Source organism: Xanthomonas sp. NCPPB 4467 (assembly GCF_041475665.2).
Classification (GTDB): domain Bacteria; phylum Pseudomonadota; class Gammaproteobacteria; order Xanthomonadales; family Xanthomonadaceae; genus Xanthomonas; species Xanthomonas dyei.
This window is the reverse complement of the sequence record NZ_CM191260.1, coordinates 1,438,240-1,464,613: the sequence shown is the minus strand read 5'-3', so window position 1 is coordinate 1,464,613 and position 26,374 is coordinate 1,438,240. Positions and strand designations below refer to the sequence as shown.

The following is a 26,374-nucleotide window of genomic DNA, read 5'->3' as shown; positions in this document are numbered from 1 at the left end:
GAGTAAATCATGAGTGGATTGACTAAGAAGGATTTGGCGGTCCTGACCAGCTATGCCAGAGATGGCAACCGCGAACTCTACTGGAACTATCTTTCACAGTTGCCAGGTGCCGATGGCTACGGAACGTTGGCACTGGGTGTGGTCCGCAATGACAGTTTGCCTGGCCGAGTTGCAAACAGTTATGCGCAAGATTATGCCAGGCATCAACACGACAACGGATCACGCTTTGCCAACGCAGAACTGAGTGAGCGCCAATGGGAGGTATTCGGGCAGACGCTGGTCAAGCAGGATTTGGCGCAAAGGATGCATTGGATGGAACAGCGCCGCCCAGACCTGGCCTTGAATCTTCCCGGCAAGGACGTAATGACTGCACATGATCGAGCATTCGAGTTCCACCAGCTCGACCCCAACTGCTGGACACCCCGCGTGCTCCTGCAGGCAGCATTGGAAAAAAGCGGCCCCCAGAAGCTGGAACAGATCTGGACCAACATGCTCGACAACGCGTACGTCGGCGCCACCCGCATCAGCAATACCGGCTACGAGACCTTTGCGCAGATGGGCGTGGTGGACGGTAGCCAGTACCTGGCCAAGCTGGGGGCAACCGAAGCGATCCAGATGCTGGAGGGCCGTTCTGCGATCGATCCAAATGTGATCGGCAGCAACAGTTTCTATGCGATGTACTTCGAAAAAGAACAGAAGTGGATGAATGTCAGCGTCGGTGGCGGGCATCCTTCCATGCGCGAAGAAACCAATCCTGCGCGCCTTGCAGAACTCAACGATACGCGCCAAGTCCGCATGGAGCGCCAGCAGAAAGCGACGCAGTTTCATGAGGACGATCAGCACCGCTCCATCACTCGCAGCCCGTTCACGGCATCGGTCGATGGCGTGCCCGATCGGACCCAGGCACCTACCAAGCTGGCCGATATCGGCCCGGGCCACCGCGACTACGCGTTGCTGCAACAGGTGAGCGCAGGTGTGAGCGCTATCGATGCGCAAGCCGGGCTCACACCGGACGAAAACAGCGAACGCCTGGTGGCCAGTGCCATGAGCCTGGCCCGCCAGAACAATCTGGACCGGGTGGATCATGTGGCGTTGAGTACGCAGACCGCGCAACACCCGGCCGGGTACACGGTGTTTGTGGTGCAGGGTGCATTGAACGACCCTGCACACCTGCGTGCATCGATGCCCACCGATGAGGCGGTACGCACGCCGGTGGGGCAATCGCTGCAGCAGCTGGAAACTGCATCGGTGGATCGTCAGCAGGCAGCGCAGCAGAGCCAACAGCAGGAGATGGACAACCTCTCACGCGAGGCTCCTGCAATGCGGATGGCTTGAGTGCAATCTGGCATGACGCAGCGTTGCGAGGCATCTCTGCAGGGCAAGACGGATTACCCCTAGACGATCAGCGCCGCTTCGTGATGCAAGTGGCCATGTTGAAACGCTCAAAAAACGCTGCCTGCCGCGCAACTCCAGAAGTCGCACTAAGCTCAAACGCACAACTGCGTGCCCCTCCATCGCCGTACGCCCTTGCGCGAATCGGCAAACTGCAAGGCGGCACTCACCTTCAATACGCGACACGAAAAAGCCCGGCAGTTGCCGGGCTTTTTTCAACTGGTCTCCGGTAATGCTCAGCCCTTGCGCGCCTTCAACCATGCCTCGATCTGCGGCACCAACGCCGCGCGCAGCTTGATCCGGGTCTGGATGCCGGTGATGGCGGTCTCTGCGTCACGGCGCGAGGTGGGAGCCAGATACTGATCGGCGTAGGCCTTGATCTTGTCGGCCATCTTCGGGTCGACCGAGCCCGAACCCAGGCGTGGGTAATAGCGGGCACGCGAGGTGGAGTCGACCAGGCCATCCACCTGTGGCCGATGCGCCACGGCGAAGTCGAAGGCCAGGTCCGGATGTTCGCTCGCCACCATGTCGATCATGCTGGCACCGGTGGTGGCGCCTGGCTCGGCGGTCAAGGCCAGCTCCAGTGCACGCTTGGCCAAGGCCTGGTCTGCTGTTGCCGCCAGCAGGCCATAGTACTGGTCGCGGATCATCGAAGAGGTTTCCTTCTTCGCCATCGCATGCAGCGCGTCCCAGGTGGCGGCATCGGCATTGCGCGCGACGATGCTCAGCACGCTGGTGCGCAGCTCCGGCGACAGCGACGCCGGGTCGGCCTGGAAGGCGGCAAAACGGCGGCGCGCTTCGGCAATGAGCTGCGCGTCGTCCATGTCGCTGAGGCTGCCAATCAGCCGTGTGCGCAGTTGCTTGATCTGCGCCGAATCGCCAGTGCGGTCGTCCCAGCCCAGGGTGGCAAATTGCGGTGCCAGCCGCGAGGTGGCATACGACCGCCATGCGGCACGGATGGCCGGATGTTGCTTGAGCATGTCGTCGACACTGTCCACAGTGCCGGCCACCGTTTCCCACAGGTCCGGCGAAGCGCCCACCGCCACCTTGGTGGTCAACTCCAGCGCATCTGCCTGCGGTTGCAGGCCAACCGTGGCAAGCGCACTGGTATCCATCATCAAACCAAGCTGGTCCACCACCGGCAGGCTGGAAAATGCAGTGCTGAGCGCCTTGAACTGCGCTGGTGCATAGCGGGTGCGGAAGTAGCCTTTCTGCCCGGCGTTGACCACCACCGGTGCATCGCAGCCGGGCAGTTGCAGCTGTGCGCTGCCATCCACCAGCACGCGTACCGGCACGCCGTTGCCGGCACGCACGGCGACCGGCACATGCCAGCGCAGCGGCTGCTTGTCGGGGCGGTCGAGCGTGTATTCGCCCTGCTGCAGGGTGAGGTGGGTCTGCCCGCCCACACACGTGGAGGCGACATTGATCAACGGCACGCCGGGCTGGGTGGTGAAGTCGTGTGCGACCTGGGTGAATTGCTTGCCCGGTGCCATCGCATCGACCTGCTGCCACAGCGCATCGGTCACCGCGTTTCCGTACTGATGCTGCTTGATGTAGTTGCGCACGCCGGCACGCCATTGCTCGGCGCCGACGTAGTCTTCGAGCATGCCGATGACCGCTTCGCCCTTGTCGTAGGTGATCACGTCGAATGCCTGGCTGGCCTGCTCCACGGTGTCCACGTGCTGCACGACCGGATGGGTGGTGGCATAGGCGTCGCGCCGCATCGCCGCGCGACTTTTGAACGCCGCGCTGGTCTTGTCGATATCCCATTCCGGGTGAAGCATCGCGGTCGTTCGCGATTCCATCCAGTTGGCGAAACCTTCGTTGAGCCACAGGTCGTCCCACCACGCCATGGTGACCAGATTGCCGAACCACTGATGGGCGATTTCGTGCGCAGCGGTCGTGAACACGGCCTGCTTGCTGTTGATGTCGGCCACCGCCGGGTCGAGCAGCAACACGAACTCGAACGTAAAGATCGCGCCCCAGTTCTCCATGGCGCCGAAAAACTGGCTCTGCCCGGGCGCAGCGATGTTGTCCAGCTTGGGTAGCGGATACGGCACGCCGAAGTAATCGTTGTACGCATGCAGCACATCGCGGCTGGATTCCAGTGCGAACTTGGCTTGATCGACCTTGCCAGCCTGCGCGATCACACCGATCTCGGTGCCGTTATCGGCCTTGACCGTGGCGCGCTCGAAGTCGCCCAGGCTCATGAACAGCAGGTAGGTGGACATCTTGGGCGTGGTCTGGAAAACGACCTTCTTCATCCCGCCCGCCGCTGCGCTGGAACGCGCCACCGGCATGTTGCTCACCGCCATCTGCTTGGCCGGCGCATTCACCGCAAGGTCGAACGTGGCCTTGAAATTGGGCTCATCCCAGGACGGAATGAAGCGGCGCGCATCGGAATTTTCGAACTGGGTGAACAGCGCGCGGCGCTGGCCCTGCGGCGTGGTGTAATCCAGCGCGAACAAGCCATTGGCCTGCGTGTTGATGATGCCGCTGTAGTCGATGGACAACACGTAGTTACCCGGTGCCAGCGGTGTGCCGGTATCGAAGCGCGCGGTCTGCGCATCGGCGTCGGTGGCGATCTTGGTCGCTACCGGCTTGCCGCCCGTTGCTGCGAGCGTAGCTTTGGAAAAGTGCAGATTGGCTGCCTGCAACACGATGGCATCGGTAGCGGTGAGCACCTGGACATCGATGCGCACCTTGCCGTCGAAGGTCATCTTGTCGGCATGCGGGGTGATCTCCACCGCGTAATGCGTCGGCCTGGCGGTTCGCGGCAGCTGGGTAGTGACCTGCAAGACCGATGGGGCCCCCGTCCCGGGAGCAGCGGCAGCATGGGCCACGGTAGCGGCGGACGTGCTGGCCAGCGCCAGTGCAATTGCAGTCACCAGGATATGGCGCATGTGGTTCCTAACGTGATGGAAGTTGTCCGTGCCGAATCATCGCGTCAACGCAGATACCCCAACACAGCCGAAAGTCACGTCCACGCCTTGCAAGCACGAAAACGTAGACGCGGAAAAGAAGCGTTGGTGCTGCCGATGATAATCAAAGCAAGCCGGCGCGAACGGACACCGGTTGGCGGGTGTCATGCTACAGGCCAGCGGTGAACACGACTCGTATCAAGGCGGCTGGCGCGCGGTGGCAATGACCGTGATGCGTCGCGCGCTCCATATCTCCAGCACCACTCGGCATCACGCTGACCCAACACATCCGCCGTCGTTGCAGTCGGCCTGCCTGATCGGCTGCGCCACGTGCGCAAGCGGGCCTTGGACTGCGATCAGGCTGCCGGACTTACACCATTATTCCGCTACCCAAGGCGACGGGTGATAGCGTGACAAAGAAAAGCCCCGCTTTCGCAGGGCTCTCTTGTTTCGATAGTGCATCAGGCGATCAGGCGAACGGGTCCTGCAGCACCATGGTGTGGTCGCGGTCCGGGCCGGTGGAAACGATGCTGATCGGGCAGCCGGCCAGTTCTTCAAGCGCGCGCAGGTAGGCGCGTGCGGCAGGCGGCAGCTCGTCCCACACGGTGATGCCGTGGGTGTTTTCGGTCCAACCCGGGAACTCCAGGTACACCGGCGTGCACTCTTCCCAGCCCTGTGCATCCAGCGGCGCGTATTCGGTGCGCTTGCCGCGGTATTCGTACGCGATGCAGACCTTGAGCTTTTCCATGCCGTCCAGCACGTCGAGCTTGGTGATGCACAGGCCGGAGATCCCGTTGATGGCTACCGCGCGCTTGAGCGCGACGATGTCCATCCAGCCGCAACGACGCGGGCGGCCGGTGGAGGCACCGTACTCGGCACCGCGGTCGCGGATGCCCTGGCCCACTTCGTCGTCCAGTTCGGTCGGGAACGGGCCGCCACCCACGCGCGTGGCGTAGGCCTTGGCAATGCCCAGCACGTAGTCGATCGCATCGGCGCCAACGCCGGTGCCGGCCAGTGCGCCGCCCACCGTGGTATTGGAGCTGGTGACGTACGGATAGGTGCCGTGGTCGATGTCCAGCAACGCGCCCTGCGCGCCTTCGAACAGCACCCGCTTACCCTGCTTGCGCAGGTCGTGCAGGATGCCGGCCACGTCGTACTTCATCGGCTGCACGTAGTCGCCGAACGCCAGCGCTTCGTCGTAGGTCTTCTGGAAATCGACCGCTTCCACGCCCAGGTACTTGGTCAGCACGAAGTTGTGGTAATCGAGCGCGGTGCGCAGCAGTTCTTCCAGCTGCGGCGGGTAATGCAGGTCGGCGATGCGGATACCGCGACGCGCCACCTTGTCTTCGTACGCCGGGCCGATGCCGCGACCGGTGGTGCCGATGGCCTTGCCGCCGGCGGCCTTCTCGCGCGCCTGATCCAGGGCGATGTGGTACGGCATGATCAACGGGGCAGCCGGGGAAATCTTCAGGCGCGAACGCACCTCCACGCCGGCGCCTTCCAGCTCGCTGATTTCCTTGATCAGCGCGGCCGGGGAGATCACCACGCCATTGCCGATCAGGCACAGCGCGTCGTCGCGCAGGATGCCGGACGGAATCAGATGCAAGACGGTCTTCTTGCCGTTGATGACCAGCGTATGGCCGGCATTATGGCCGCCCTGGAAGCGGACGACCGCACCGATCTCTTCGGTAAGCAGATCGACGATCTTGCCTTTGCCTTCATCGCCCCACTGGGCACCGAGCACGACAACTGACTGACCCATGACGGGTGGACTCCTGAGTTTTGCTGCGGCCATCGGGGCCGCGGGATGGGACCGGTTCGGGGCTGGAGGCGCCACCTTGCGCGCGGCTCCATCGGGGAGCGTTGCAGCGGCGACCAGCCCGGACACGGAAAAAGCCGAACGGGGTGCTCTGGTTGGAGCGTGCCCGGCCGGCTTTTGTGCATTATCCGGGTTTCGGGTGACGTGCACTACCCCTTCGAGGACGGCGGAATGGAGGCTGGTCAGATTGCGGATGGCCGTCGGTTGGTGGGTGATCCGACCGCTGCCGGGCTCTAGACTGGTCGTCGAAAATCTCCAATCCCCCCCGGGCCGCAGGAGCGCACCTGGGCGCGACGCTTTGCTGGGAATGCCTGTCGCGCCCAGGTGCGCTCCTACACTGCCCTTGCTGCGGGAATGGATGGCCTCCTCAGTGGCGCACGATCCACAACGCGATCGCCCCCATGACCAGGGTGACGCCGCCGATAGAGCGCAATTGCGCAGTGGGCAGACTGAACAGTTGCTCGACCATGCGCTTCCAGGCGGTTGGCGCGGCAAACAGCAGCAAACCTTCAATGACGGCGATCAAGCACAACGCTGACAGAAACTCGTGCATCAACAACACCAGGACAACGTGGGGATCTGCAGTGTGCCGGTTCGGCAACCAACAGGCTTACATCGTAGGAGCGCACCCGGGCGCGACAGGCGCATTCCCTGTAAAGCTTTCGCGCCCAGGTGCGCTCCTACGCGGCTGAGTCTGGCTCATAAAACCAAGTAAGCCTCACTCTTCATCTGGGACGCCCGGGCGCGATCGACACCCTGGGATCTACAAAAAGACAATCCACCCGGCAGGCAGGCCAGGCAGGCATGCATCGTAGGAGCGCACCCGGGCGCGACGGGCATCACCGGTAATGCCCGTCGCGCCCGGGTGCGCTCCAAGCTGCCCAGCCTCACAGCCAGATTGCGTCCCAGAAGGGGGAATCGCCGATGCGGGCAACCAGTCCGGCCCGCAGTGGATTGGCGATCAGGTAACGCGCCACTGCATGCAGGTCGTCGTCTTTGCGCAACGCATGGTCGTGGTAGCTGCGGCTCCAGACCGCCACGCGATGTTGACGCTGATCGTTCACCGCACGCGCTGCGCACGCTTTCATGCGCGATACGGTGTCGGCCAACGATGTGGCGCTGCCGAGTTGCACCAACCAATGCACATGATCAGGCATCAACACCCAGGCCAGCAGCCTGGCATCGAGTGGCGTTGCTGCGGTAAACGCCCGACAGGCCGCGGCGGCGAGCAGAAAATCTGCGAACACAGCGCGACGCTGCCATGTCGTGGTGGTCAACAGGTAACCGCCGTTGGGCAAAGACTGTCTGCCGCGGCGCAGCGCGCGATTCCCGGGTGAGTGGACGTTGGCCATGCGGCAATGCTGATGGCTTCGCAGCATGAGGAATATCGGGGGTTGCTGGGTTTTGTTTTAGGAAATCTACGTTTTACCCGGCTGTTTGAAGTTTGAAGACAGTCGGTTGGGTATGCCGGGAAGGCCCTGTCGCGCCCGGGTGCGCTCCTACGTCGTGGGCTCGTTGGGCGAGCATGCAACTGTTTGGCGGTGACGGGCACAGACGAAAACGCCCGCATTGCGCGGGCGTTTTCGGTTCAACACTGAGCACCTCGGTACAAGGTGATCAGCAATTCAACACTCAGCGATCAACGATCGCTCTTGAGGTACTGCAGGAACGGGTCGTTCTTGTCGAGCACGATCACGCCGTTGCCGTCGGCCATCGATTCGCGATAGGCCTCCAGACTGCGGTAGAAAGCGTAGAACGAGGGGTCCTTTGCGCCGGCCTGGCCGTAGATGCGGGCGGCATCGGCATCGCCTTCGCCACGCAGTTTCTGCGCATCGCGTTCGGCGTCGGCCTTGATCACCGTGCTTTCGCGGTCGGCTTGCGCACGGATGGTCAGTGCCTGCTCTTCGCCTTCGGCACGCAGCTTGCTGGCTTCCTGCTTGCGCTGGGCGCGCATGCGCTCGTAGACGTCGGTGATCACCTGGCTGTCGGTCGGCAGGTCGATCTGCTTGATGCGCAGGTCGGTGATCTGCATCCCTAAGCCCTTGATGGCGCCGTTGATGCCCTTGAGCTGGCTGGCGATCAATTCGCTGCGGTCGCCAGAGACCAGCTGCTGCAAGGTGCGCGAGTTGATCTGGTTGCGCAGCGAGTCTGTGATGATCGGGGCCAGGCGCGAATTGGCCACCGACTCTTCACCGCCGGTGGCGCGATAGAACGCACGCACATCGGAGATGTAGCCGATGGCGAAGAAGTCCACGCTCACGTCTTTCTGCTCGGCGGTGAAGTACCGCGCCGGGGCGGTATCGAGCACCTGGAAGCGGCGGTCGAACACGCGCACCGATTCCACCACCGGAATCTTGAAGTGCAGGCCGGGCTTGAGGTCGGCGCGCACCACGCGGCCCAGGTTGAGCACCATGGCGGTCTGGTCTTCGCGCACCACGAACACCGAGCCCATCAGGGTCAGCAACACGGCGACGATCAGGCCGATAACTAGCGAATTTTTCATTGGTCGGTTCCCTCACGGCCGGTCGGGCGCGGGCCGCGTTCCGGGTTGCGGATGGCCTCGCTGGTGGCGCTTTGCGGCGGATTCAACAACACGTCCTGCGGCACCATCGACGGCATGCCGCCAGTGCCCACGTTGCCGCCGGCGTTGGCAGCCTTGCCAGCATCTGGCAGCGGCACATAGATGACCTGGCGGCCATCGCTGCCGATCACCTTGCGGTTCTCCGACAACACCTTCTGCACGGTTTCCAGCCACAGCCGCTTGCGCGTGACTTCGGGAGCATTGGCGTACTGCTCCTGCAGCAGGGTGAAGCGATCGGCGTCGCCCTCGGCCTTGGAGATCACTGCCTGCTTGTAGCCTTCGGCGCCGGTGCGGGTGCGTGCACCCTGGCCGCGCGCTTCCGGCACCACCTTGGCGGCGTAGGCCTGGGCTTCGTTGATCAGGCGCTCGCGCACCTGCTGGGCACCGTTGACCTCGTCGAAGGCCGGCTTCACTTCTTCCGGCGGGCGCGCGTCCGGCAGGGTCACGCCGGTCACGGCCAGGCCGGTGTTGTAGGCATCCAGCGCCATCTGCAGACGGTCCTTGGAGGCGATCGCCAGCGGGCCGCGATTGTTGAGCACGGTATTGAGGTCGGACCGACCCACCTGCTCACGCACCGCGCTCTGCGCGGCCTGCTCCAGCACCAGGTCGGCATTCCGCGAGCCGAACAGATATTTGCGCGGGTCGCTGATCTGGTACTGCACGTTGAGCGAGACGTTGACGATGTTCTCGTCGCGCGTCAGCACCGGCACCTGGTTGCTGAAGGTCTTGATCTCGGTTGCATTGACCTTGCGTACCGACTCGATCGGCCAGGGCAGCTTGAAGCTCGGGCCGGGCTGCAGGATGCGCGAGAACTGGCCGAAGCGCAGGACCACGCCACGCTGCTGCTCGCCGATGAGCTGGAAGCTGGAGAACAGCACCATCAGCACCACCGCGACCAGAATCCAGCGCCCCACGCCGCCGTCGAACAGCTCCTTCAACGGCGCGGGCAGATTGCCCCAGCCACCACCGTTGCCACCACCGCGCGGGCCCCAGGACCTGCGACGGTTGGGATCCGGGCCGTCTCCGCCCTTGTTGCCGGGTGTGTTCCAGGCCATGCACGCTCCATGATCGAGGGGCTGTGCGGGCCAGTCCCGCAGTGCCGCCGTGTTGTTTGATTCGCCGATTCTACTAGATGGGGCAGACCGGCCGTTTTGAAAGGCCCTGATTGGTGCATCGGCGGTTTAGCCGGCGGGGTGAATCAAGGGGTTGGCAGTTCCTGGCGTGGGTGGAGACGAGGTAGCGGCGCCAGGTTATAGGTCGGCAGGAGCTTCCAATGCGCGAAACGGGTGCCGAGATCGAAGCCGCGGAGCCGACCGCTCCGCTACCGGGAGGTTTGGCCGAACCGGCCCAGCGCGGCCGACGCCCCTGGCGCTCCTGCGCACGACCTGGGTACTTCGAGACCGTGACCGGCACCGGCACCGGCACGCGCGCTGACGACAGCGGCTGTACCGCGCCAATCAATGGCGACAACGACTGGGTTGGTGCACTCACGCGCACTGGCACATCGGCCTGAAGAGACGGCTGGTACTGGAATGGACGGCTGCTGATCGAGGACAGCACTGCCGTGGCACATCGCTCGCATGGCGCTGCGCTTTGACAGCGCATGCAATGTCGCGCTTGCAGGCATGTGACCGACTATCGACCACCCGATTGATTGCGCTGTGCCTGCTAAACCCGCGCGGCAGCCAGGCGTCTTGCGGGTGCCATCGCGCAGGCGCGCTTCGGGCTCGATGCAGCGATGGCACGGCAGCGATGATTAGCTGCGGCCCGTCGTGCACTGTCATCGACATCGTGGGCAGCGGCGGAGAACTGGGTGCTGCAATACAGCGGAGCGGCGAGACAACGAGCCCCCCATCAAGCGTTGCCGCACCGGACGCGCCCGATGGCAAGCACGCACGAGCGCAGACCGCTGGCAATTGCCGGTTCGCAGCGAGGCGTTTGTCGTTCGCTACGGCGATGACGCCGGAAGTCATCGCCTGTTCGCCCGAGACTCCCGGCGCAGTTGCCGCGGATCTCTGCGATCACCCCTTCGGCGGCTCGTCCTTCTGATTGAACACCCGCTCCATCACTTCCAGCAGCTCGTCTTCGGAAAACGGCTTGGTGATGTAGGCGCGCGCGCCTTGGCGCATGCCCCACATGCGGTCGGTGTCCTGGTCCTTGGTGGTCACCAGGATCACCGGGATGTGCTGGGTGGTGGGCTCGCGCTTGAGCGTGCGCGTGGCCTGGAAGCCGTTGAGGTTGGGCATGACCACGTCCATCAACACCAGATCCGGCAGCGACTCCTTGGCCGCTTCCACGCCGGCGGCGCCATCGGTGGCGGTGATGGTTTCGTGTCCCAACTTCTCGACGATGCGCTGAATCCCCAGCAGCTGCGACGGCGAGTCGTCGACGATCAAAATGCGTGCCATGTGTTTCCCCTAGTGTGCGCGGCGAGTGTAGTGCGCCGGCAGTGCTTTCGGTAGCTGGGGGCGATAGCGCGATGGTCGAAGCCTGTGCTGCGCCGCGGCGCAAGCCGTGCTCGTCTTCGCACTCCTGTGCACCGTGGTGGGCGGTGAGGGGTTGGAAGCGAGGTGCAGGCGAGAGGCCGCGCTTCGGCGACGGGCGCCGCTGGGGCTGACTGCGGGAAGAGTGCGTCGATCCAGCTTCGCTCGCTGGGCGCAGCGTCTGCCATTGACGTGGCGCCCGGCCGAAGTTGACTGACGCCGGCAGCCGCACCGGGCGGCCGTACCCTCACCCCACCCCCTCTCCCGCAGGAGAGGGGCTTTCGCGCCGTCTCATATCGGGAGGCTCGCGCGGTGCGACGGGCGAGACATCTGGACCTCAGCGCCCCTCTACGAAGAGAGGCGCCTGTGGACCTCACACCGTCTCGCCGAAGGCCTTGGCCAGGTTGCGGTAGGCCTTTTTCTGCGCGTCGTCGGTGGGGGCCGGAGCCAGGATTTCCAGTTCCACGATCTGATCGCCCGGGGTGGTACCCGGCAGGCCGCGGCCGCGCAGGCGCAGTTTGCGACCGGCATCCGAATCGGCGGGCACCTTCAATTCCACCGAGCCGCCCAGGGTGGGCACGCTGATGGTGGTGCCCAGCGCCGCCTGCCAGGGCATGACCTGCAGGGTGTAGAGGATGTTGCGCCCGTCCACCTCGAACTGCGGGTGCGCGGCGTATTCGATCTCCAGCAGCAGATTGCCGCCGCCGTTGCCCTGCCCGCTCAGGCGAATCACCTGGCCGGGCTGCACTCCCTTGGGCACGCGCACGTCCAGCTGCTTGCCGTTGATGGTGATACGGACGCTGTCGCCCGAATGCACCGCTTCCAGCGGTACCGCCAGCTTGGCGCGGGTGTCGCCGCGCGCCTGCGGCCCCGGCCCTGCGCCGGGACCGGCACCCGGGCCGCGCGGGCGGCCGCCGCGCTGGCCGGCGAACAGGCTTTCGAAAAAGTCGCTGAAGCCGCCACCGGCGCCGCCATTGCCGAACACTTCTTCATAGTCGAAGCCCTGCCCGCCGCCGTGGCTGGGCGGTGCCTGGAACTCGTCGCCCGGGCGATAGCCCTGCGCCTTCAACTGGTCGTAGGCCTTGCGCTTTTGCGGATCGCGCAGCGCCTCGTAGGCTTCGTTGATCGCCTTGAATTTGTCTTCGGCGCCGGCTTCCTTGCTGACGTCGGGGTGATACTTGCGCGCCAATCGGCGGTACGCGGTCTTGATCTCCGCATCGCCTGCGCTGGGCTCCACGCCCAGCGTTGCGTAGTAATCCTTGAATTCCATCTATTCACCTCTGGAAAAAAAACGGCCCGCAGCCAGGGCCACGAGCCAGTTCGAGAGGCAGACACCAGTGGGGACGGCCATGCATGGCGCGGGCGGTGGGAATCGTAGGCATGTGCTGTACCTGCCGACTCCAGACACCAACCGCGCCCGCGTGGCGGTCACGCAACTGGGTTGCTGGCCGATCTCTTCGCAGCCGGGCGGGCGACCGCGCCTATTCTACGGCGCGGCCGTCGCCTGGGAGCGAAGTCGGTGACCTCGCTCCAGGTCCACTACCTGGAAGCGCGCGCCTCGCAGCACGCCGCAATGCCGGTCGCCGGTAACTGGCCGGGCGGGCCGGGATGTCATGTACACCCCGGCCACAGTCCAGACCAGCTGCCATCGCGCAGGCAGCCGCTGCGATGACGCTTACTGCACCGTGCTGCCGCCGGTGTCCTGCCCGTTGCCCACCTGAATGCGACGCGGGGTCGCTGCCGGGCGCTTGGGAATGCGGATCTCCAGCACGCCGTTATGACCGGCAGCGGTGATGCCGTCGGCATCGGCGCTGTCGGGCAATGCGAAGCGGCGGTGGAAGCTGCCGTAGCGGCGTTCGATGCGCGAGAAGCGTTCTGTCTCGGTGCTGGACTCGCTCTTGCGCTCGCCCTTGATCGACAGGATGCCCTTGTCCATCTGCACCTCGATCTGGCTGGGGTCGATGCCCGGCAGGTCGGCATACAGCACGAAGTGATTGGGCTCCTCCTTGATGTCCACGCGCGGCACCCATTGGGCGGTGACCACGGCCGATTCGTCGGTATCGCTGTTCTGTTCGAAGAAACGGTCGAACACGTGCTTGATCTCGTTTTGCAGGGCGTGCGTGGGCCACTGGGGATAACGAACGATGTTCATTGCAAGCCTCCAAAAGGTTGGGTGAAGGACCGGCGGTTGCGGCATGCACCACCGCGCCGGCCATGTGCGTCAAATAGGCGTGGCCGTGCGGATTTCAAGCGCGTTGACGCGCTTTTCCCCTGCCCTTTTCTAGAATTCGTTCAGCCACACAGAGACCAGCCCCATGACCATCGCCGTTGGTGACAGCATTCCCGAAGTGGTGCTCAAGCGCATGCGCGAAGGCATCGAAGCGGTCGACACGCATCGCTTGTTCGCCGGCCGCAAGGTGCTGCTGTTTGCAGTGCCGGGCGCATTCACGCCGACCTGCTCGGCCAAACACTTGCCGGGATATGTGGAGCACTTCGAAGAATTCCGCAAACGCGGCATCGACGTGTTGTGCACCGCCGTCAACGACCCGTTCGTGATGCAGGCCTGGGGTCGCAGCCAGCTGGTTCCCGATGGTCTGCACCTGGTGCCCGACGGCAACGCCGAACTGGTTCGCGCGCTAGGCCTTGAAATCGACGTAAGCGGTTCGGGCATGGGCCTGCGCTCGCGTCGCTATGCGTTGTATGCCGACGACGGCGTGGTCAAGGCCTTGTTCGTCGAAGAACCCGGCGAGTTCAAGGTGTCTGCGGCCGATTACGTGCTGCAGCATTTACCTGATTGAAAAAGCGATTCCCCCGTCCACTCAGAAGGAAAACGGCCAGCCATGTCTGATCAGCCAGCCAGCAAAAACCCCGCCGGTATCACCGATACCGCCACCTTGCGCGCACGCGCACGCCAGAGCATCGAAGACGGCGCCATTACCGAGAGCTACCACGCCGATCGCGAGAAGGTGATCGAACTGCTCAACACCGCGCTCGCAACCGAATATGTGTGCACGCTGCGCTATTACCGCCACTACTTCATGGCCAAGGGCATGCTTGCCGACGCGGTCAAGGGCGAGTTCCTGGAGCATGCGCAGCAGGAACAGGCGCACGCGCACAAGCTGGCCGAGCGCATCGTGCAGCTGGGCGGCGAACCGGATCTCAATCCGGACACGCTGACCAAGCGCTCGCACGCCGAATACAAGGAAGGCACCGATCTGCGCGACATGGTCAGGGAAAACCTGATCGCCGAGCGGATCGCCATCGACAGCTATCGCGAGATGATCGACTTCATCGGCGACAAGGACACCACCACCAAGCGCATCCTGGAAAGCATCCTGGCCCAGGAAGAAGAGCATGCCGACGAATTTGCCGACATGCTGGAAGGCTGGATCGGCGAGTGAGTGCGTTGCGTCGGTGCTGAGTGCGCCGATGCGAATGCATCGAAGACGCAACACAAACAGGGCGCCAGTGGGCGTCCTGTTTTTTTGGAGGGGTGTGGGTCGCAACCATGCCCCGCGTAGGAGCGCACCTGGGCGCGATGAAGCCTTACCGTTAACGCCCCATCGCGCCCGGGTGCGCTCCTACGGGTACGTCGGTATGCCCGCAACTTCGTCAAAGCATTGTCGCCGGCCATTGCGGTGAGAGGGTGCTGGCTTGCCGGGCCTTGCTGATTACGCCGATGCGGCTGCGGCATCGAAAACGCAATACAAACAGGGCGCCGTTGGGCGCCTTGTTTGGGTTTGTGGTCTGGTGCAGACGGTGGCAGAAACCATGGTCCGCGTAGGAGCCCACTCAACGCAAGACGCGGAACCGCACCTGGGTCCAGGCGCCGTCGCTGGCCATGGCGGTGAGCGTGTGCTCTCCCACTTCGGCAAAGTCGCGCTGAAATCCCTGGCGCCCATCGGTCTGTGCAATCCAGCGACCGTCCAGCAGCCAGTCGATGCGCGCTTCGCTGCCCAGCGCACGCAACTGCAGGCGCACCGGGCGTGCGGTGTCGTTTGCGCGGGCCAACGTGGCGCGGTCGCTCAATCCATCGATGCGCAGCACGCCGCCGCCGGTCATGCGCCCGTCCGGTAGGCAGTCCGGTGCCAACGGCGGCAGCTGCGCGGCGGTGCGTTCGGCCGCGCTGAGCCAGGGCGACACCAGTGCCGGCCAGCGTGCCAATGCGCGTGGCGTGCGCGCATGTGGCTGGGTGCACTCCTGCGACAGGCGCTGGCCGCTGTGCGCATCCACCTCGAACTGCAGCCGCCCGCTTTGCCACAACCGCGCATCGCGTTCGGCAAACGTGGGGGGCAGCGCGCCATCCAGTGCGTAGGCCTCGGCACGCCGCGCGCACAGTGGCGGCGGCGTCTGCTCCAGCGCACCGCCGAGCGGCCAGCAGATCTCCCTGGACTGCACCGTGGCCGGCATCGGCAGCGGCGCACTGTCGCCAGCGTTGCGCGGCAATGCATCGATGACTTCGAACATCAGCGGCAATGCGGTCACCGCACCGTACTGGCCCGGCAACGGCGTGCCATCCGGGCGGCCAACCCACACACCTACGGTATAGCGCCGTGTGCCGCCGATGGCCCAGGCATCGCGGTAGCCGTAACTGGTGCCGGTCTTCCAGGCCACCCCCGGGCGTGCGGCGGTATCGAAGGTGCCGCTGCCGTAGCCGGGGCGCGGATTGCTCTGCAAAATCTCGCGCACGATCCAGGCCGCGCCCGGCGACATCAACCGTCGATCGATCCGTGCATCGTCCGGCGTGTAGCGCACGCGCCCGGCGATACCGCCACGATTGAGCGCCGCGAACGCGCCCACCAATTCCTGCAATTGCGCGCCGGTGCCGCCCAGGATCAACGCCAGCGATGGCGTGCTGCCACGCGGGAAGTGCAGCGCAATGCCGGCATTGGACAGCCGCGCGGCAAAGCGTGCCGGGCCGATGCGATCAAGCAGGTCCACCGCCGGCACATTCAAGGACAAGCGCAATGCGGTGGCCGCACTCACCGGTCCGTTGAACGCGGCATCGAAGTTGCCGGGCCGGTAGTCGCCGAAGCTCTGCGGCGCGTCCACCAGCAGACTTTCCGAATGGATCAAGCCATCGTCCAGCGCCATGCCGTACAGAAACGGTTTGAGCGTGGAGCCGGGCGAGCGCCAGGCCTGCACCATGTCCACATGGCCAAGCCGTTTGCGATCGCCGAAGCTGGCCGAGCCGACATAGGCGCGCGCTTCCATCGTGGCGTTGTCGACCACCAGCAAGGCGGCCGAAGTGCGCTCGGGCAGTTGCGAAAAATACGTGGCCACGCGTTCTTCCAGCGTGCGCTGCAATTCCGCATCCAGCGTGGTGACGATGCGTGCGGTGCGCGGTTGCGCGCTATGCAACCGCTGCGCCAGCAGCGCGGCATGCAAGGGCGGCTTGAGCGCGCGCGTCACCACCGGCTCGATGCGGGCATCGTCGACCTGCGCGCGCGACCACACGCCCAGCTCCACCATGCGATCGAGCACCTTGTCGCGCGCACGCTGCGCCGCTTCAGGGTGACGGTCCGGACGCAGCCGGCTGGGCGATTGCGGCAACACCGCCAGCAACGCCGCTTCGGCCTGCGACAAGGCAGTGGCCGGCTTGCCCAGGTACGCCCAACTGGCCGCGTCCACGCCTTCGATGGTGCCGCCGTAGGGCGCGCGCTCCAGATACAGGGTGAGAATCTCGCGCTTGCTCAGATGCGCTTCCAGCTGCAGCGCGCGCAGCAACTGCTTGGCCTTGCCCCATGGCGTGCGCGTATGCGGGTCCAGAATGCGCGCCACCTGCATGGTCAAGGTCGAACCGCCGGAGACGATGCGCCCCTGCCCCAACCACTGCCCGCCGGCACGCAACAAACCCCACGGGTTGACGCCGGGATGCCGCCAGAACCAGCGGTCTTCGTAGTTCAACAAAGCCTGCAGATACAGCGGCGACACCGTGTCCGGGCTGGCCGGATAGCGCCACACACCGTTGCGATCGGCGAACGCGCGCAACGGTGTGCCATCGCGCGCCACCACCAGGGTGGAGGTGTCGCGCGATTTGGGCAGCGGCAGCGGGAAAGCCAGGTCCAGCACCAGCACCATGGCCAGCACCGCCGCTGCGCTCCAGCGTAGCCACCGTCGCCAGTGGTACCTGCGTGTGTGCGTCACTGCCTTGTGCTCGGCCACACAGTCCTGTGTCGTGGTGCTCATTGTGTCGGTGCGTGGATCATCCATCGCGCAAAGCATGCAGTGGCACGCGAATTTCGGCCACTGTGCCAGGCGCGTCGGTGCGTGCGTGCAGGCTCAGACTGCCGCCTTGGGCTTCGATGATCTGCCGCGACAGCACCAACCCGATGCCGGAACCGCCAGGCTTGGTGGTGAAGAACGGCACAAACAGGTTGTCGCTGGGCGGGAGCCCGGCACCACCGTCGACGATCTCGATGCAGGCGTCGGTGTCGCCGCCCCGCGCGCGTAGCCAGACCTGTGCCTGCCCACCGGCCTCCAGCGCATTGCGCACCAGATTGATCAGCACCTGCTCCAGTTGATCTGCATCGGCCTGCACCTGCAGCGCAGGTGCGATGTCGATGCACAGGCGTGGGTCGTCGAGCAGATGTTGCACGCGCGCGCACAGCGGTTGCAGCGCAACTGGCATTACGCTCGGTGCGGGCAGGCGCGCCAGGCGTGCATAGCCGCCAAGAAAGCGCTGCAGTGCGGCGCTGCGCTGCTCGATCACCGCCAGCCCGCCGCGCAGATCGGTGTGCAGCTCCGCATCCACCACCGCTGACGGTGGCGGCACCATGCGCGCCAGGGTGTCGGCAATCGAGCCGATCGGCGCCAACGAGTTGTTGATCTCATGGCTGAGCACACGCAGCAAGCGCCGGAATGCCTGCGCCTCTTCATCGCGCAAGGCGCGCTCCATCGGCTGCAGCACCAATAGATGACCGGCCTGGCTGCGGCTGCGCAAGGCCGCATGCCCTACCTGCCAGCGCCCCTGCTGGCCGGCGAATGTCTGCACGTGGATGCTTCCGGAGGGCACCGCGAACAACGCCGACAACCCAAGCGCTTCGGCGGAGCGGCCCAGCAGCGCCTCGGCCGTGGCACCCAACAAACGCTCGCCGGCCGGGTTGACCAGGCGCAGACGCCAGTCCTGCTCGAAGGCGAACACCGCACCGTCCAGCGCCGCCAATGTCTTGCTCAACAGTTGCAGGCTTTCGTGTACGTCGCGCTGCTCGTCCTGCAACCGTTGCGCCAGCAAATTAAAGCGCGCAAACAGCATGGCATCGCTGCCGGCAACCGAAACGGCGCGCACGCTGTAGTCGCCCTCGCGCAATGCGTCCAGCAATCCGGCCAGCGTGCGGTGGCGGTGACCGTCACGACGCTGACGCAGGCGCACCACCGCGGCCGTAAGCAGGACCACGCAGGCGAGCAACAGCACGGCCTCGGTGGCCGCCGGCGCTCCCACACACAGCACGACCGCCAGTGCGAGCAGCGCGGGCACGGCCACCCACCACGGTTGCCAGCGCAAGGGTTTACCCGACATCGTCGCCACGCAGCCCGTGCTTGCCGATGCGCCGATACAGGCTTTGCCGGGTGATACCCAACTGCTCTGCGGCGCGCTGCAGGTTGCCCTGCTGGTCGGCCAGTGCGGTGCGCAGCAGCAGCGCCTCGGCCTGATCCAGGGTCATGCGTGCTGCCACAGTCGTTGCGTCATGGGGCACGGTAGGCATACGCAGGTCCTGGGCACCGATGACGTTGCCATCGACCAGCAGCGCGGCGCGCTCCATCGCATGCGCCAGTTCGCGCACGTTGCCCGGCCATGCGTAGCCGAGCAAGGCCTGCTCGGCATCGCGCGCCAGCGTGGGCAAGGCCCGCCGATAACGCGTGCACGCCGCAGCCAGGTAGTGCCTGGCGAGCGGCAGGATGTCGTCGTGGCGTTCGCGCAGTGGCGGCACGCGTAGCTGAAACGTATTGAGGCGATACAACAGATCTTGGCGGAAGCGCCCGGCAGCGACATCGGCCTCCAGATCGGCGTTGGTTGCCGCCACGATGCGCACATCCACGCGCTGGGTGCGCGAGGCGCCGACCCGTTCGAACTCGCCGTCTTCGATCGCCCGCAACAGCTTGGCCTGTTGTTCCAGCGGCAGGTTGCCGATTTCGTCGAGGAACAACGTGCCGCCATCGGCCAGCTCGAAGCGGCCGCTGCGGTCCTGGCGCGCATCGGTGAACGCGCCACGCACATGGCCGAACATCTCCGACTCGAACACGCTGGCGGCCAGCCCGCCGATATTGACCTTGATCAGGGGCTGCGCATGCCGTGCGGACCATTGATGCAGCAGCTCGGCCACCACACTCTTGCCGGTGCCGTTTTCGCCGAGCAACAGCACGCCGACATCGCTCTTGGCAATGCGCGACAGATCGTCGAGCAGGCGGCGCATCACCGGCGACTCGGCGATGAAGCCGCCGGCCGCTTCCTGCAGCCGCAACGCCTGCGCCTGGCTGAGGTGGCGCTCGCTGCGGCGGCTACGGTCCAGCGCGATGCGGCTCTCCAGCACACTCAATACGCGCGCGTTCTGCCAGGGCTTTTCGACAAAATCCACCGCACCATGCTGCATGGCGTTGACCGCCAGCCCGACGCTCGCCCAGGCCGTCATCGCAATCACCGGCAACCCCGGCCAGTGCGCGGCGATCTGCGCGATCAAGCCCAGCCCTTCCTCGCCCGAGGTGGTGTCGCGGCGGTAATTCATGTCCACCAGCACCGCGGCAAAGGTGTCGCCACGCAGGCAACCCAACGCGACCTCCGGCGACTCCGCGCCGACCATGCCGTAGCCGGCGCTCTTGAGCAGCAGCCGCATCGCCTCGCGGACGTCGGGCTGGTCGTCGACCACCAGGATGCGGGCGGCGGGGGTTGAAGGAACCGTCATGTGCAGAGTCTAGCGGCCACGCGCCGGATCGCGGCACAGTGCGCTGCGCATGCCCCGCATGGGGCTGCAGCGCCCACCAGCGCTAACGCTGCTGCATGCGTGCGCAACTGTATCGTGTATGCGGCTTGCCCGCGGGTCGGTGGAGCGGTGCATGTGGTCATTCCAGCCGCAATGCCTGCATCGGCGACACGCACGCCGCGCGCCAGGCCGGGACCAACGCGGCGAGCAGGCCGGCCAGGCTCAGTGCCAGCAGTACGCCACCAATGGCCAAGGGGTCGGCCACCCGTACATCGAACAAGAACCGTTGCAGCACGCGTGAAAGCGCCATGGCGATGCCCAAACCGATCGCCAGGCCAACACTGAGCTGCAGCGCCGCTTCGCGCAGCACCTGGCCCAGCAAGCGCGCGGACGAGGCGCCCATCGCGGCACGCACACCGAACTCATGCCGCCGCGCGGTCACCGCCACCGCCATCACCGCGTACAGGCCGACCACGGCAAGCAGTAACGCCAGCCCGGCAAGCAACCCAACCAGCAACAGGTTGAGCTTCTGATCGCTGGTGGTGGTGGCGACCACGGTTTGCATGGATTCCAGCCCGGCGATGGGTTGCTGCGGGGCGACCTCGGCAATGGCGCTGCGCAAGGCTCGCTCGTCCACACGCTGCGCCTGGGCACGCAATTGCACCGCATAGGTCAAGCCGCCGAAGCTGCGCAGGATCTGATACATCGCATCGCTCATCTGCGCCAACGGCTGATAGACCATCGGTGGCGCAGGCTCGGTGGGCCCGGCCTGGCGGACGTCCCCGACCACCCCCACCACACGCATGGGCACGCGCTTCCCGCTGCCGTCGTCTTCCAGCACCACCTGCTTGCCGATGGCGTCATTGCCCAGATAGCGCTGCGCAAACGACGCACTGACCAGGCAGACTTTTTCAGCGCCGGCGGTGTCGTTGCTGCCGATCGCGCGGCCGGCAAGCAGCGGGATCTGAAAGACTTCCATAAATCCCGGCGTGACCAGGCGGTATTGCGTATTGAACGACGGCGCCTGCGCGGTCGACACGCTCCAGCTCAGCTGCGTGGTGGTGGGTGGATTGGTGGAGACGCCTGCCAGCGCAATCCCCGGCTCGCGCTGCAAGCGTTCGACGATGCGGCGCGCCTGCTCCACCGCGTCCGCCGCCGTGGCGTAGCGCTGCTTGACCGGTGCCAGGGTAAAGATGGCTGCGGCCCTGCTTTCGAAGCCCATCGGCACCTGTGAGAGTTGCTGCAGCGAGCGTGCAAACAAGGCCGCCCCGACCAACAACACCACGGCAATCGCCACCTGCACCACCACCAACGCACGCGCCAAGCGCCCGGCCTGCAGGCTCCATCCGCCGCGCCCCCCGCCGACCAGTTCCAGCACCAGGTTGCGGTTGCGATTGCGCGCGACACCGAACACGGCCGCGAGCACGGCAGTGCCGATCCCTGCCAGCAGCGCAAACAGCGCACTGCCGCCAGTGAGATGCGCACTGTCCCCGCGCAACCACATCACCGGCACCCAGCTGCCCAACAGGCGCAGGCCGATCCACGCCAGCAGCACACCGCCCAGGCTGCCGATCAGACCGATCAACACACCTTCGGCCAGTGCGGGCAGGCTCAGCCGACCCAGCGATGCACCGAGCGCCGCACGCACGGCGCTGTCATGACTGCGGCCGAGTACGCGCAACGCCATCAGGCTGACCAGATTCACCGCAGCAATCACCAGCACGCATGCCGCGGCGGCAAAAAACAACCACAGCGTGTTGCCGCTGTTGGCGCCATACAGCGCGTTCTTCAGCGGCAACGCGTTGGCCGGATGCCGCTGAAGTTCCTGAAACCAGGTGTCGGTCATGCCGGGATTGGTGCGCAGTGCAGTCTCCAAAGCCACTGCCACCTGCGCAGAGGCCTGCTCCGGACGCACACCCGGCTTCAACCGCCCGACGATGATTTCGTTGGTGGAGAGATTGGTGGTGGCCAGGTCCGGCTGCATGGTCTGGATCAGATCGAACGGCTGGGCCCACGGAAACTGCGCCGGCAACACGCCGACCACTGGGACCGCCCGGCCTTCCACCTGCAACACGCGCCCCACCGCCGCCGGGTCGGCACCAAAGTAGCGCTGCCAGAATGCGTAACTCAGGATCACCGCCGGCGGACCACCGGGCTGATTTTCTGCATCGTCGAAGTTGCGCCCGGCCGCCATGCGGACACCCAGCGTCTGCAAAAAGCCGCGGTCTGCGCTGATCGATTGCACCACGTCGGCGCTATCGCCGCGGGCGATATTGATTGGCAACGGCCAGGCACGCAGCATTCCGGTAGCCGACAGCCCCGGCAAGCGGCGCAGCGGTGCGTAATAGCCCGGCCCGGCCACGTTGCGCCCCTGCTCGGAGGGGCGTCCCAAGGTGACCAATTGCTCGGCCTGCGGAAACGGCAACGGTGCCAGCAACGCCTGGTCCAGCAGCGCGAACACCGCAGTGGTGGTCGCCACGCCCAGCGCCAGGGTCAGGCTGGCCAGCAGCAGGTAGCCGGGCCGGCGCAACAGGCCACGCCACGATTGTCTGGCTTCGCGCCACAGCAGCGCATGCGCCATCACGGCGATGGCTCCGTGACCAACGTCGGCAAGACGCTGTCGTGTGCGTGGCGAATGCGTTCGAAGGTGTCTTCGTCGACGATGCGGCCGTCGAGCATGTGCACGATCCGCGAGGCCCGGCGCGCAAACGCGGGATCGTGCGTGACCATGCACAAGGTGGTGCCGGTGAGATTGAGCTGCTCCAGCAACTGCATCACGGACTCGCCGTTGCGCGTGTCGAGATTGCCGGTGGGCTCGTCGGCGAGCAGGATCGCCGGCTCGCCCACCAGCGCGCGCGCCACTGCCACGCGCTGCTGCTGGCCACCGGACAATTGGCCGGGATAGTGCCGCTGCCGGTGGTGCATGCCGACCAGTTCCAGCACCTCGCGCACCCGCTGGCGCAGCGCGGCAGCACTGACGCCATCGCGATAGGTCAGCGGCAAGGCGACGTTTTCTTCGACGGTGAGATCTGCGATGAGGTTGAAGGCCTGGAAGATGAAACCGATATGGTCGTTGCGCACGCGGGCACGCGCGCGGGCGGTAAGGTCGGCAACATTGCGGCCCTGCAGCAGGTAGTCGCCGTGGCTGGGCACATCCAGCAGGCCCAGGATCGACAGCAGCGTGGATTTACCGCAGCCCGACGGCCCGGTGATCGCAACAAAATCGCCCGGTGCGATATCCAGCGCGATCTCGGCGAGCGCGTGGGTTTCCACCTCATCGGTGTGAAACACCTTGCTCAATCCCTGCAGGCGAATCAGCGGGGCGGTGGGGGTGACTGTGGGCTGCATGGAGCTCTCCTTGAAGGTCTAGCGTAGACGCAACCGTGGAAACGTTGCCCACTGGCTGGTATCGGACAGGATGAGTTGGTCGCCGGGCCGGAGCCCGGCACGTATTTCGATACGGTCGCTGGAGACGGCGCCAAACCGCACCGGCACGCGGATGGCGGCATCGCCGCCGGGCTGCACGACAAACAGGGCCGCCGATGAATCCGGCGCGGCCAGCGCAGGGCGCGCGACGCTGATGACATCGCGCAGCATGCCAAGCCGGATACGGCCATCGACCGACAGATCCGGCCGGGCGCCGGCAGGCAGCGGCTGCACGAAGCGCACGTCCACGCTGACGCTGCCGTTACGCACCGCAGGGTCGATACGGACCACGCTGCCGGCGACCAGGCCGTTGCGGGTATCGACGCTGACCGGTAGATCCAGCAACAGATCCTTGGCCAGCACTTCCGGCACCTGCAGCCGCGCCAGCAACTCATCCGGTCGCGCCACCCGTGCCAGCTTGGCACCTGCGGCCACCTGCTGGCCGGGTTCCACGTCGACCTGCTGCAGGATGCCCGCGATGCCGGCACGCACCTGCAGCGCGGCCAGTTGCTGACGCGCGATCGCCAGGCTGCTGGCCACCTCGTCGCGGCGTGCCTGCGCGGCACGCAACTGGGCGGCCATGTTCTGCCGGAATGCGGCAACGCGCTGCTGTTCGATCTGCGCGCGGCCGCGCTGCTGCGCTTCGTTGATCTGGCTCTCGCGCAATTCGATTGCCGAAATGACACCCGCCGCATGTGCGCGCTCATAGGCCTGCGTCTTGACTTCGGCAATGCGCCAATCGGAGTTGGCGCGCGCTTGCAGCGCCTGTTGATCGAGCAGTTGCGAGGCCAATGCGGTGCGTGCAGCGGACACCTCTGCTTCGGCGCCGGCCAATGCCGCCGTGGCCTTTTCCTGGTTGGCCACCAGCTCGGGATTTTGCAAGCGCAGGATCACCGTCTCTGCTTCGACCCGGCTACCGGCCTGCACCACCACCTGCTCCAACGTGGCCGGCGCGCCAGCGGTGATCCAGCGCGTGTCGCGCGGGACCAACACACCGGTGGCGCGGATCTCGCGCACCATATCGCCGCGCTCGGCGGTGCCGATCCACACGCTGGCACGCTCCACGCGGGGGCTGGCGCGACCAAGTCCCACCGCGGCGATGATGGCGGACAGCACCACGGCGCCACCAACGAGCGCACCCACATGCAGGCGGCGCAGACGAAAACGACTGGGAGACTTGGCGATATCCATGCCAAGGTGAGAGCAGGACGCGTGCCATGTCTTAGCGGCCTGCAACCCCTTGATTTTCAATGTACTCGCCGATTCGACGCGCGCATTGCGATGTACGATTTCGTACATGCGCCATCGATACCGGACAGTGACGCGGCCTGCACCTGCATGCGCGCGGCAACGTTGTGCGAACCGAGCGGTGCGGATGCCGCTGGTGCGAGGCTCTACGACGTGCGCGTGTCACGTCCAGAAGGGGTTGCTGCATCGCGCTTCATCGAGCACGACAAGCCGCCGCATCGAAGCGCGTGGCGCCGGTGATGCAGGCTCTCGATCGGGCATCGGCCGCAGCGTGATCGGCTTGGAGCGGCTGACCCACCGCTGCGCTCATCGCCAGGCGGTTGAGGTTGATGCGCGGTGCGGCAGGGACGGCTCGTCCACTCCGGTTCTCAGTGCGCTATCCACGCCCACCTGATGACTGCTCGCTATGGTTGTAAGCCGCGCTCTCAGCGTATCGATGTCATCGAAGTACGCGCTGGCGCTTGTGTGCCTGACGAGACGCTGCGCTTGTCTGCGCGCAGACTGCGGCCCTTATTGCCGCAGCGCCAATCGCAACCGCTCTGCTCAGCCGCAGCAAAGCTGGTCGCACAGCGATCTCCATTACCGTTTTTCAAGCGTCTGCCGATACCGCAACAACGCTTCCGGCGCATCGGTCTGGATGATCGACACACCATCGCGGTACAGACGCCCCCACACTTTGTCCGGGTCGCGCTCGGCATCGGCGTCGCCGCCGTAGCCCGCGATAAACCCTTCCCACAGCGAGTTGACCATCAGACGCACGTTGTGGGCCTTGCTCACTGCCGCCAAGGCCGGCAATTGCGAGGCGGCCATCCTGGGCAGTTCGAAGGCCATCGGGCGCGCATTGCGGGTTTGCGCAGTGGCGATCGCGGCCAGATCGGCCGTGCCGTGTGCGTTGATCAGGATCGGGAAGAAATACACGCGGTCGAACGGCTGCATCGCTGCCAGCGGCGAGGTCGCAATGCCGGCTTCGGCCTTGACGATCACCTGGTGCTGCATGCCGGCACGCGTGACCGCATCGACCACCTGCACGTAGATCGCATCCTTGACGTCCAGATTGAGCAGGATGTGGCCCTTGGCGGCAGCCAGCATCTGCTCCAGCGTGACTACGCGCTGGTCGGTCAGCGCCGCCTGCGCGCCGCCTTCGTCGCTGCGCAACCGCAGCTTTTGCAACTCGGCCAGCGTGAGCTCGGACAGCTTGCCGGTGCCATCGGTGGTGCGGTCCACGGTGGCGTCGTGCAACATCACCAGCGTACCGTCGGCGGCGCGGCGCACGTCGGTTTCCATCACATCGGCACCGATGGCGATGCACCGCTGCAGCGCCGCCAGCGAGTTCTCCGGTGCGGTGTCGGTGAAGCCATGCTGCGGCGCGGCCGCGTGGCAACCGCGATGGGCCACCACCACGATGCCGCCTTGCGGGTTGGTCAAGCGCGCCTGGATCGCCGCGACACCGGTGGGCGCTGCATTCACAGGGCTGGCGAGGGTCGCGCACAGCATGGCGGCGACAGTGGCAACAGAACGTAGTGTCATTGAACAACTCTCAAGTGGGTGACTGATCGCCCGACGGCATCTGCGCCAGGCGAAGCACA

General features: G+C 65.4%; 19 protein-coding genes and 1 other RNA gene. 4 read left to right on the top strand and 16 right to left on the bottom strand.

Annotation, left to right across the window (positions count from 1 at the left end):
* Nucleotides 1-9 precede the first annotated feature (9 nt).
* A complete protein-coding gene (locus tag ACCQ06_RS06410; RefSeq protein ID WP_316691344.1) occupies nt 10-1,335 on the top strand; it encodes a Smlt3024 family type IV secretion system effector in 1,326 nt (441 codons plus the stop codon).
* A 293-nt stretch (nt 1,336-1,628) separates the two neighbouring features.
* On the opposite strand, the gene ACCQ06_RS06405 is transcribed toward ACCQ06_RS06410, so the two are convergent.
* From ACCQ06_RS06405 to ACCQ06_RS06365, 9 genes are all read right to left on the bottom strand, one after another.
* Nucleotides 1,629-4,295 carry a M1 family metallopeptidase gene (locus ACCQ06_RS06405; protein WP_316691342.1) on the bottom strand — a complete coding sequence of 889 codons (2,667 nt, stop codon included), beginning with the start codon at nt 4,293-4,295 and terminating at the stop codon, nt 1,629-1,631.
* 487 nt (nt 4,296-4,782) lie between these two features.
* Nucleotides 4,783-6,075 (bottom strand): adenylosuccinate synthase, encoded by a 1,293-nt coding sequence (locus tag ACCQ06_RS06400; protein ID WP_046963141.1) that lies wholly within the window; start codon nt 6,073-6,075, stop codon nt 4,783-4,785.
* Between the two features lie 424 nt (nt 6,076-6,499).
* Complete coding sequence (locus ACCQ06_RS06395) at nt 6,500-6,685, bottom strand: DUF2065 domain-containing protein (protein WP_104617551.1); 186 nt, start codon at nt 6,683-6,685, stop codon at nt 6,500-6,502.
* A gap of 334 nt (nt 6,686-7,019) precedes the next feature.
* Nucleotides 7,020-7,484, bottom strand: coding sequence for an REP-associated tyrosine transposase (locus ACCQ06_RS06390; RefSeq protein WP_316691339.1), 465 nt, complete (start codon nt 7,482-7,484; stop codon nt 7,020-7,022).
* Between the two features lie 287 nt (nt 7,485-7,771).
* Nucleotides 7,772-8,635: a protease modulator HflC gene (gene hflC / locus ACCQ06_RS06385; RefSeq protein ID WP_104617549.1), complete on the bottom strand. Its 864-nt coding sequence runs from the start codon at nt 8,633-8,635 to the stop codon at nt 7,772-7,774.
* Complete coding sequence (hflK, locus tag ACCQ06_RS06380; protein ID WP_316691337.1) at nt 8,632-9,768, bottom strand: FtsH protease activity modulator HflK; 1,137 nt, start codon at nt 9,766-9,768, stop codon at nt 8,632-8,634. The genes hflC and hflK overlap by 4 nt, the downstream gene beginning before the upstream one ends.
* Nucleotides 9,769-10,734: 966 nt before the next feature.
* Nucleotides 10,735-11,121 carry a twitching motility response regulator PilH gene (gene pilH, locus ACCQ06_RS06375; protein ID WP_104617546.1) on the bottom strand — a complete coding sequence of 129 codons (387 nt, stop codon included), beginning with the start codon at nt 11,119-11,121 and terminating at the stop codon, nt 10,735-10,737.
* A gap of 448 nt (nt 11,122-11,569) precedes the next feature.
* Entirely contained in the window at nt 11,570-12,466 is an 897-nt protein-coding gene (locus ACCQ06_RS06370; RefSeq protein WP_104617545.1) for a DnaJ C-terminal domain-containing protein, read from the bottom strand.
* Nucleotides 12,467-12,871: 405 nt separating this feature from the next.
* A complete protein-coding gene (locus ACCQ06_RS06365; RefSeq protein ID WP_104617544.1) occupies nt 12,872-13,348 on the bottom strand; it encodes an Hsp20/alpha crystallin family protein in 477 nt (158 codons plus the stop codon).
* A gap of 163 nt (nt 13,349-13,511) precedes the next feature.
* Between ACCQ06_RS06365 and ACCQ06_RS06360 the strand changes: the two genes are divergently transcribed.
* Nucleotides 13,512-13,994 (top strand): peroxiredoxin, encoded by a 483-nt coding sequence (locus ACCQ06_RS06360; RefSeq protein ID WP_316691334.1) that lies wholly within the window; start codon nt 13,512-13,514, stop codon nt 13,992-13,994.
* Nucleotides 13,995-14,036: 42 nt separating this feature from the next.
* The gene (locus tag ACCQ06_RS06355; protein ID WP_316691332.1) at nt 14,037-14,597 is read left to right on the top strand and encodes a ferritin-like domain-containing protein; all 561 of its coding nucleotides are present in this window, start codon (nt 14,037-14,039) and stop codon (nt 14,595-14,597) included.
* 391 nt (nt 14,598-14,988) lie between these two features.
* Here the strand turns inward: ACCQ06_RS06355 and pbpC are convergent, their stop codons facing one another.
* The 6 genes from pbpC to ACCQ06_RS06325 form a co-directional block, all read right to left on the bottom strand.
* Nucleotides 14,989-17,385, bottom strand: coding sequence for a penicillin-binding protein 1C (gene pbpC, locus ACCQ06_RS06350; RefSeq protein ID WP_372365286.1), 2,397 nt, complete (start codon nt 17,383-17,385; stop codon nt 14,989-14,991).
* 16 nt (nt 17,386-17,401) lie between these two features.
* Nucleotides 17,402-17,905 (bottom strand): sensor histidine kinase, encoded by a 504-nt coding sequence (locus ACCQ06_RS06345; RefSeq protein ID WP_316692509.1) that lies wholly within the window; start codon nt 17,903-17,905, stop codon nt 17,402-17,404.
* A 799-nt stretch (nt 17,906-18,704) separates the two neighbouring features.
* Nucleotides 18,705-20,096, bottom strand: coding sequence for a sigma-54-dependent transcriptional regulator (locus ACCQ06_RS06340; RefSeq protein ID WP_316691328.1), 1,392 nt, complete (start codon nt 20,094-20,096; stop codon nt 18,705-18,707).
* Nucleotides 20,097-20,253: 157 nt separating this feature from the next.
* Nucleotides 20,254-22,695 (bottom strand): ADOP family duplicated permease, encoded by a 2,442-nt coding sequence (locus ACCQ06_RS06335; protein ID WP_316692508.1) that lies wholly within the window; start codon nt 22,693-22,695, stop codon nt 20,254-20,256.
* Nucleotides 22,695-23,462, bottom strand: coding sequence for an ABC transporter ATP-binding protein (locus ACCQ06_RS06330; RefSeq protein WP_104617468.1), 768 nt, complete (start codon nt 23,460-23,462; stop codon nt 22,695-22,697). The genes ACCQ06_RS06335 and ACCQ06_RS06330 overlap by 1 nt, the downstream gene beginning before the upstream one ends.
* A gap of 18 nt (nt 23,463-23,480) precedes the next feature.
* Nucleotides 23,481-24,731 carry an efflux RND transporter periplasmic adaptor subunit gene (locus ACCQ06_RS06325; RefSeq protein WP_316691327.1) on the bottom strand — a complete coding sequence of 417 codons (1,251 nt, stop codon included), beginning with the start codon at nt 24,729-24,731 and terminating at the stop codon, nt 23,481-23,483.
* A 400-nt stretch (nt 24,732-25,131) separates the two neighbouring features.
* Here ACCQ06_RS06325 and ACCQ06_RS06320 point away from each other — a divergent pair.
* Nucleotides 25,132-25,207: non-coding RNA, sX9 sRNA (locus tag ACCQ06_RS06320), on the top strand.
* Nucleotides 25,208-25,367: 160 nt separating this feature from the next.
* On the opposite strand, the gene ACCQ06_RS06315 is transcribed toward ACCQ06_RS06320, so the two are convergent.
* A complete protein-coding gene (locus ACCQ06_RS06315) occupies nt 25,368-26,315 on the bottom strand; it encodes a glycerophosphodiester phosphodiesterase family protein (protein WP_316691325.1) in 948 nt (315 codons plus the stop codon).
* Between the last annotated feature and the right edge of the window lie 59 nt (nt 26,316-26,374).

Bases quoted from the DNA above. Each gene is read 5' to 3' on its own strand.
- ACCQ06_RS06410 (WP_316691344.1), top strand. From the start codon at position 10: ATGAGTGGATTGACTAAGAAGGATTTGGCGGTCCTGACCAGCTATGCC.
- ACCQ06_RS06405 (WP_316691342.1), bottom strand. From the start codon at position 4,295: ATGCGCCATATCCTGGTGACTGCAATTGCACTGGCGCTGGCCAGCACG.
- ACCQ06_RS06400 (WP_046963141.1), bottom strand. From the start codon at position 6,075: ATGGGTCAGTCAGTTGTCGTGCTCGGTGCCCAGTGGGGCGATGAAGGC.
- ACCQ06_RS06395 (WP_104617551.1), bottom strand. From the start codon at position 6,685: ATGCACGAGTTTCTGTCAGCGTTGTGCTTGATCGCCGTCATTGAAGGT.
- ACCQ06_RS06390 (WP_316691339.1), bottom strand. From the start codon at position 7,484: ATGGCCAACGTCCACTCACCCGGGAATCGCGCGCTGCGCCGCGGCAGA.
- hflC (WP_104617549.1), bottom strand. From the start codon at position 8,635: ATGAAAAATTCGCTAGTTATCGGCCTGATCGTCGCCGTGTTGCTGACC.
- hflK (WP_316691337.1), bottom strand. From the start codon at position 9,768: ATGGCCTGGAACACACCCGGCAACAAGGGCGGAGACGGCCCGGATCCC.
- pilH (WP_104617546.1), bottom strand. From the start codon at position 11,121: ATGGCACGCATTTTGATCGTCGACGACTCGCCGTCGCAGCTGCTGGGG.
- ACCQ06_RS06370 (WP_104617545.1), bottom strand. From the start codon at position 12,466: ATGGAATTCAAGGATTACTACGCAACGCTGGGCGTGGAGCCCAGCGCA.
- ACCQ06_RS06365 (WP_104617544.1), bottom strand. From the start codon at position 13,348: ATGAACATCGTTCGTTATCCCCAGTGGCCCACGCACGCCCTGCAAAAC.
- ACCQ06_RS06360 (WP_316691334.1), top strand. From the start codon at position 13,512: ATGACCATCGCCGTTGGTGACAGCATTCCCGAAGTGGTGCTCAAGCGC.
- ACCQ06_RS06355 (WP_316691332.1), top strand. From the start codon at position 14,037: ATGTCTGATCAGCCAGCCAGCAAAAACCCCGCCGGTATCACCGATACC.
- pbpC (WP_372365286.1), bottom strand. From the start codon at position 17,385: ATGAGCACCACGACACAGGACTGTGTGGCCGAGCACAAGGCAGTGACG.
- ACCQ06_RS06340 (WP_316691328.1), bottom strand. From the start codon at position 20,096: ATGACGGTTCCTTCAACCCCCGCCGCCCGCATCCTGGTGGTCGACGAC.
- ACCQ06_RS06335 (WP_316692508.1), bottom strand. From the start codon at position 22,695: ATGGCGCATGCGCTGCTGTGGCGCGAAGCCAGACAATCGTGGCGTGGC.
- ACCQ06_RS06330 (WP_104617468.1), bottom strand. From the start codon at position 23,462: ATGCAGCCCACAGTCACCCCCACCGCCCCGCTGATTCGCCTGCAGGGA.
- ACCQ06_RS06325 (WP_316691327.1), bottom strand. From the start codon at position 24,731: ATGGATATCGCCAAGTCTCCCAGTCGTTTTCGTCTGCGCCGCCTGCAT.
- ACCQ06_RS06315 (WP_316691325.1), bottom strand. From the start codon at position 26,315: ATGACACTACGTTCTGTTGCCACTGTCGCCGCCATGCTGTGCGCGACC.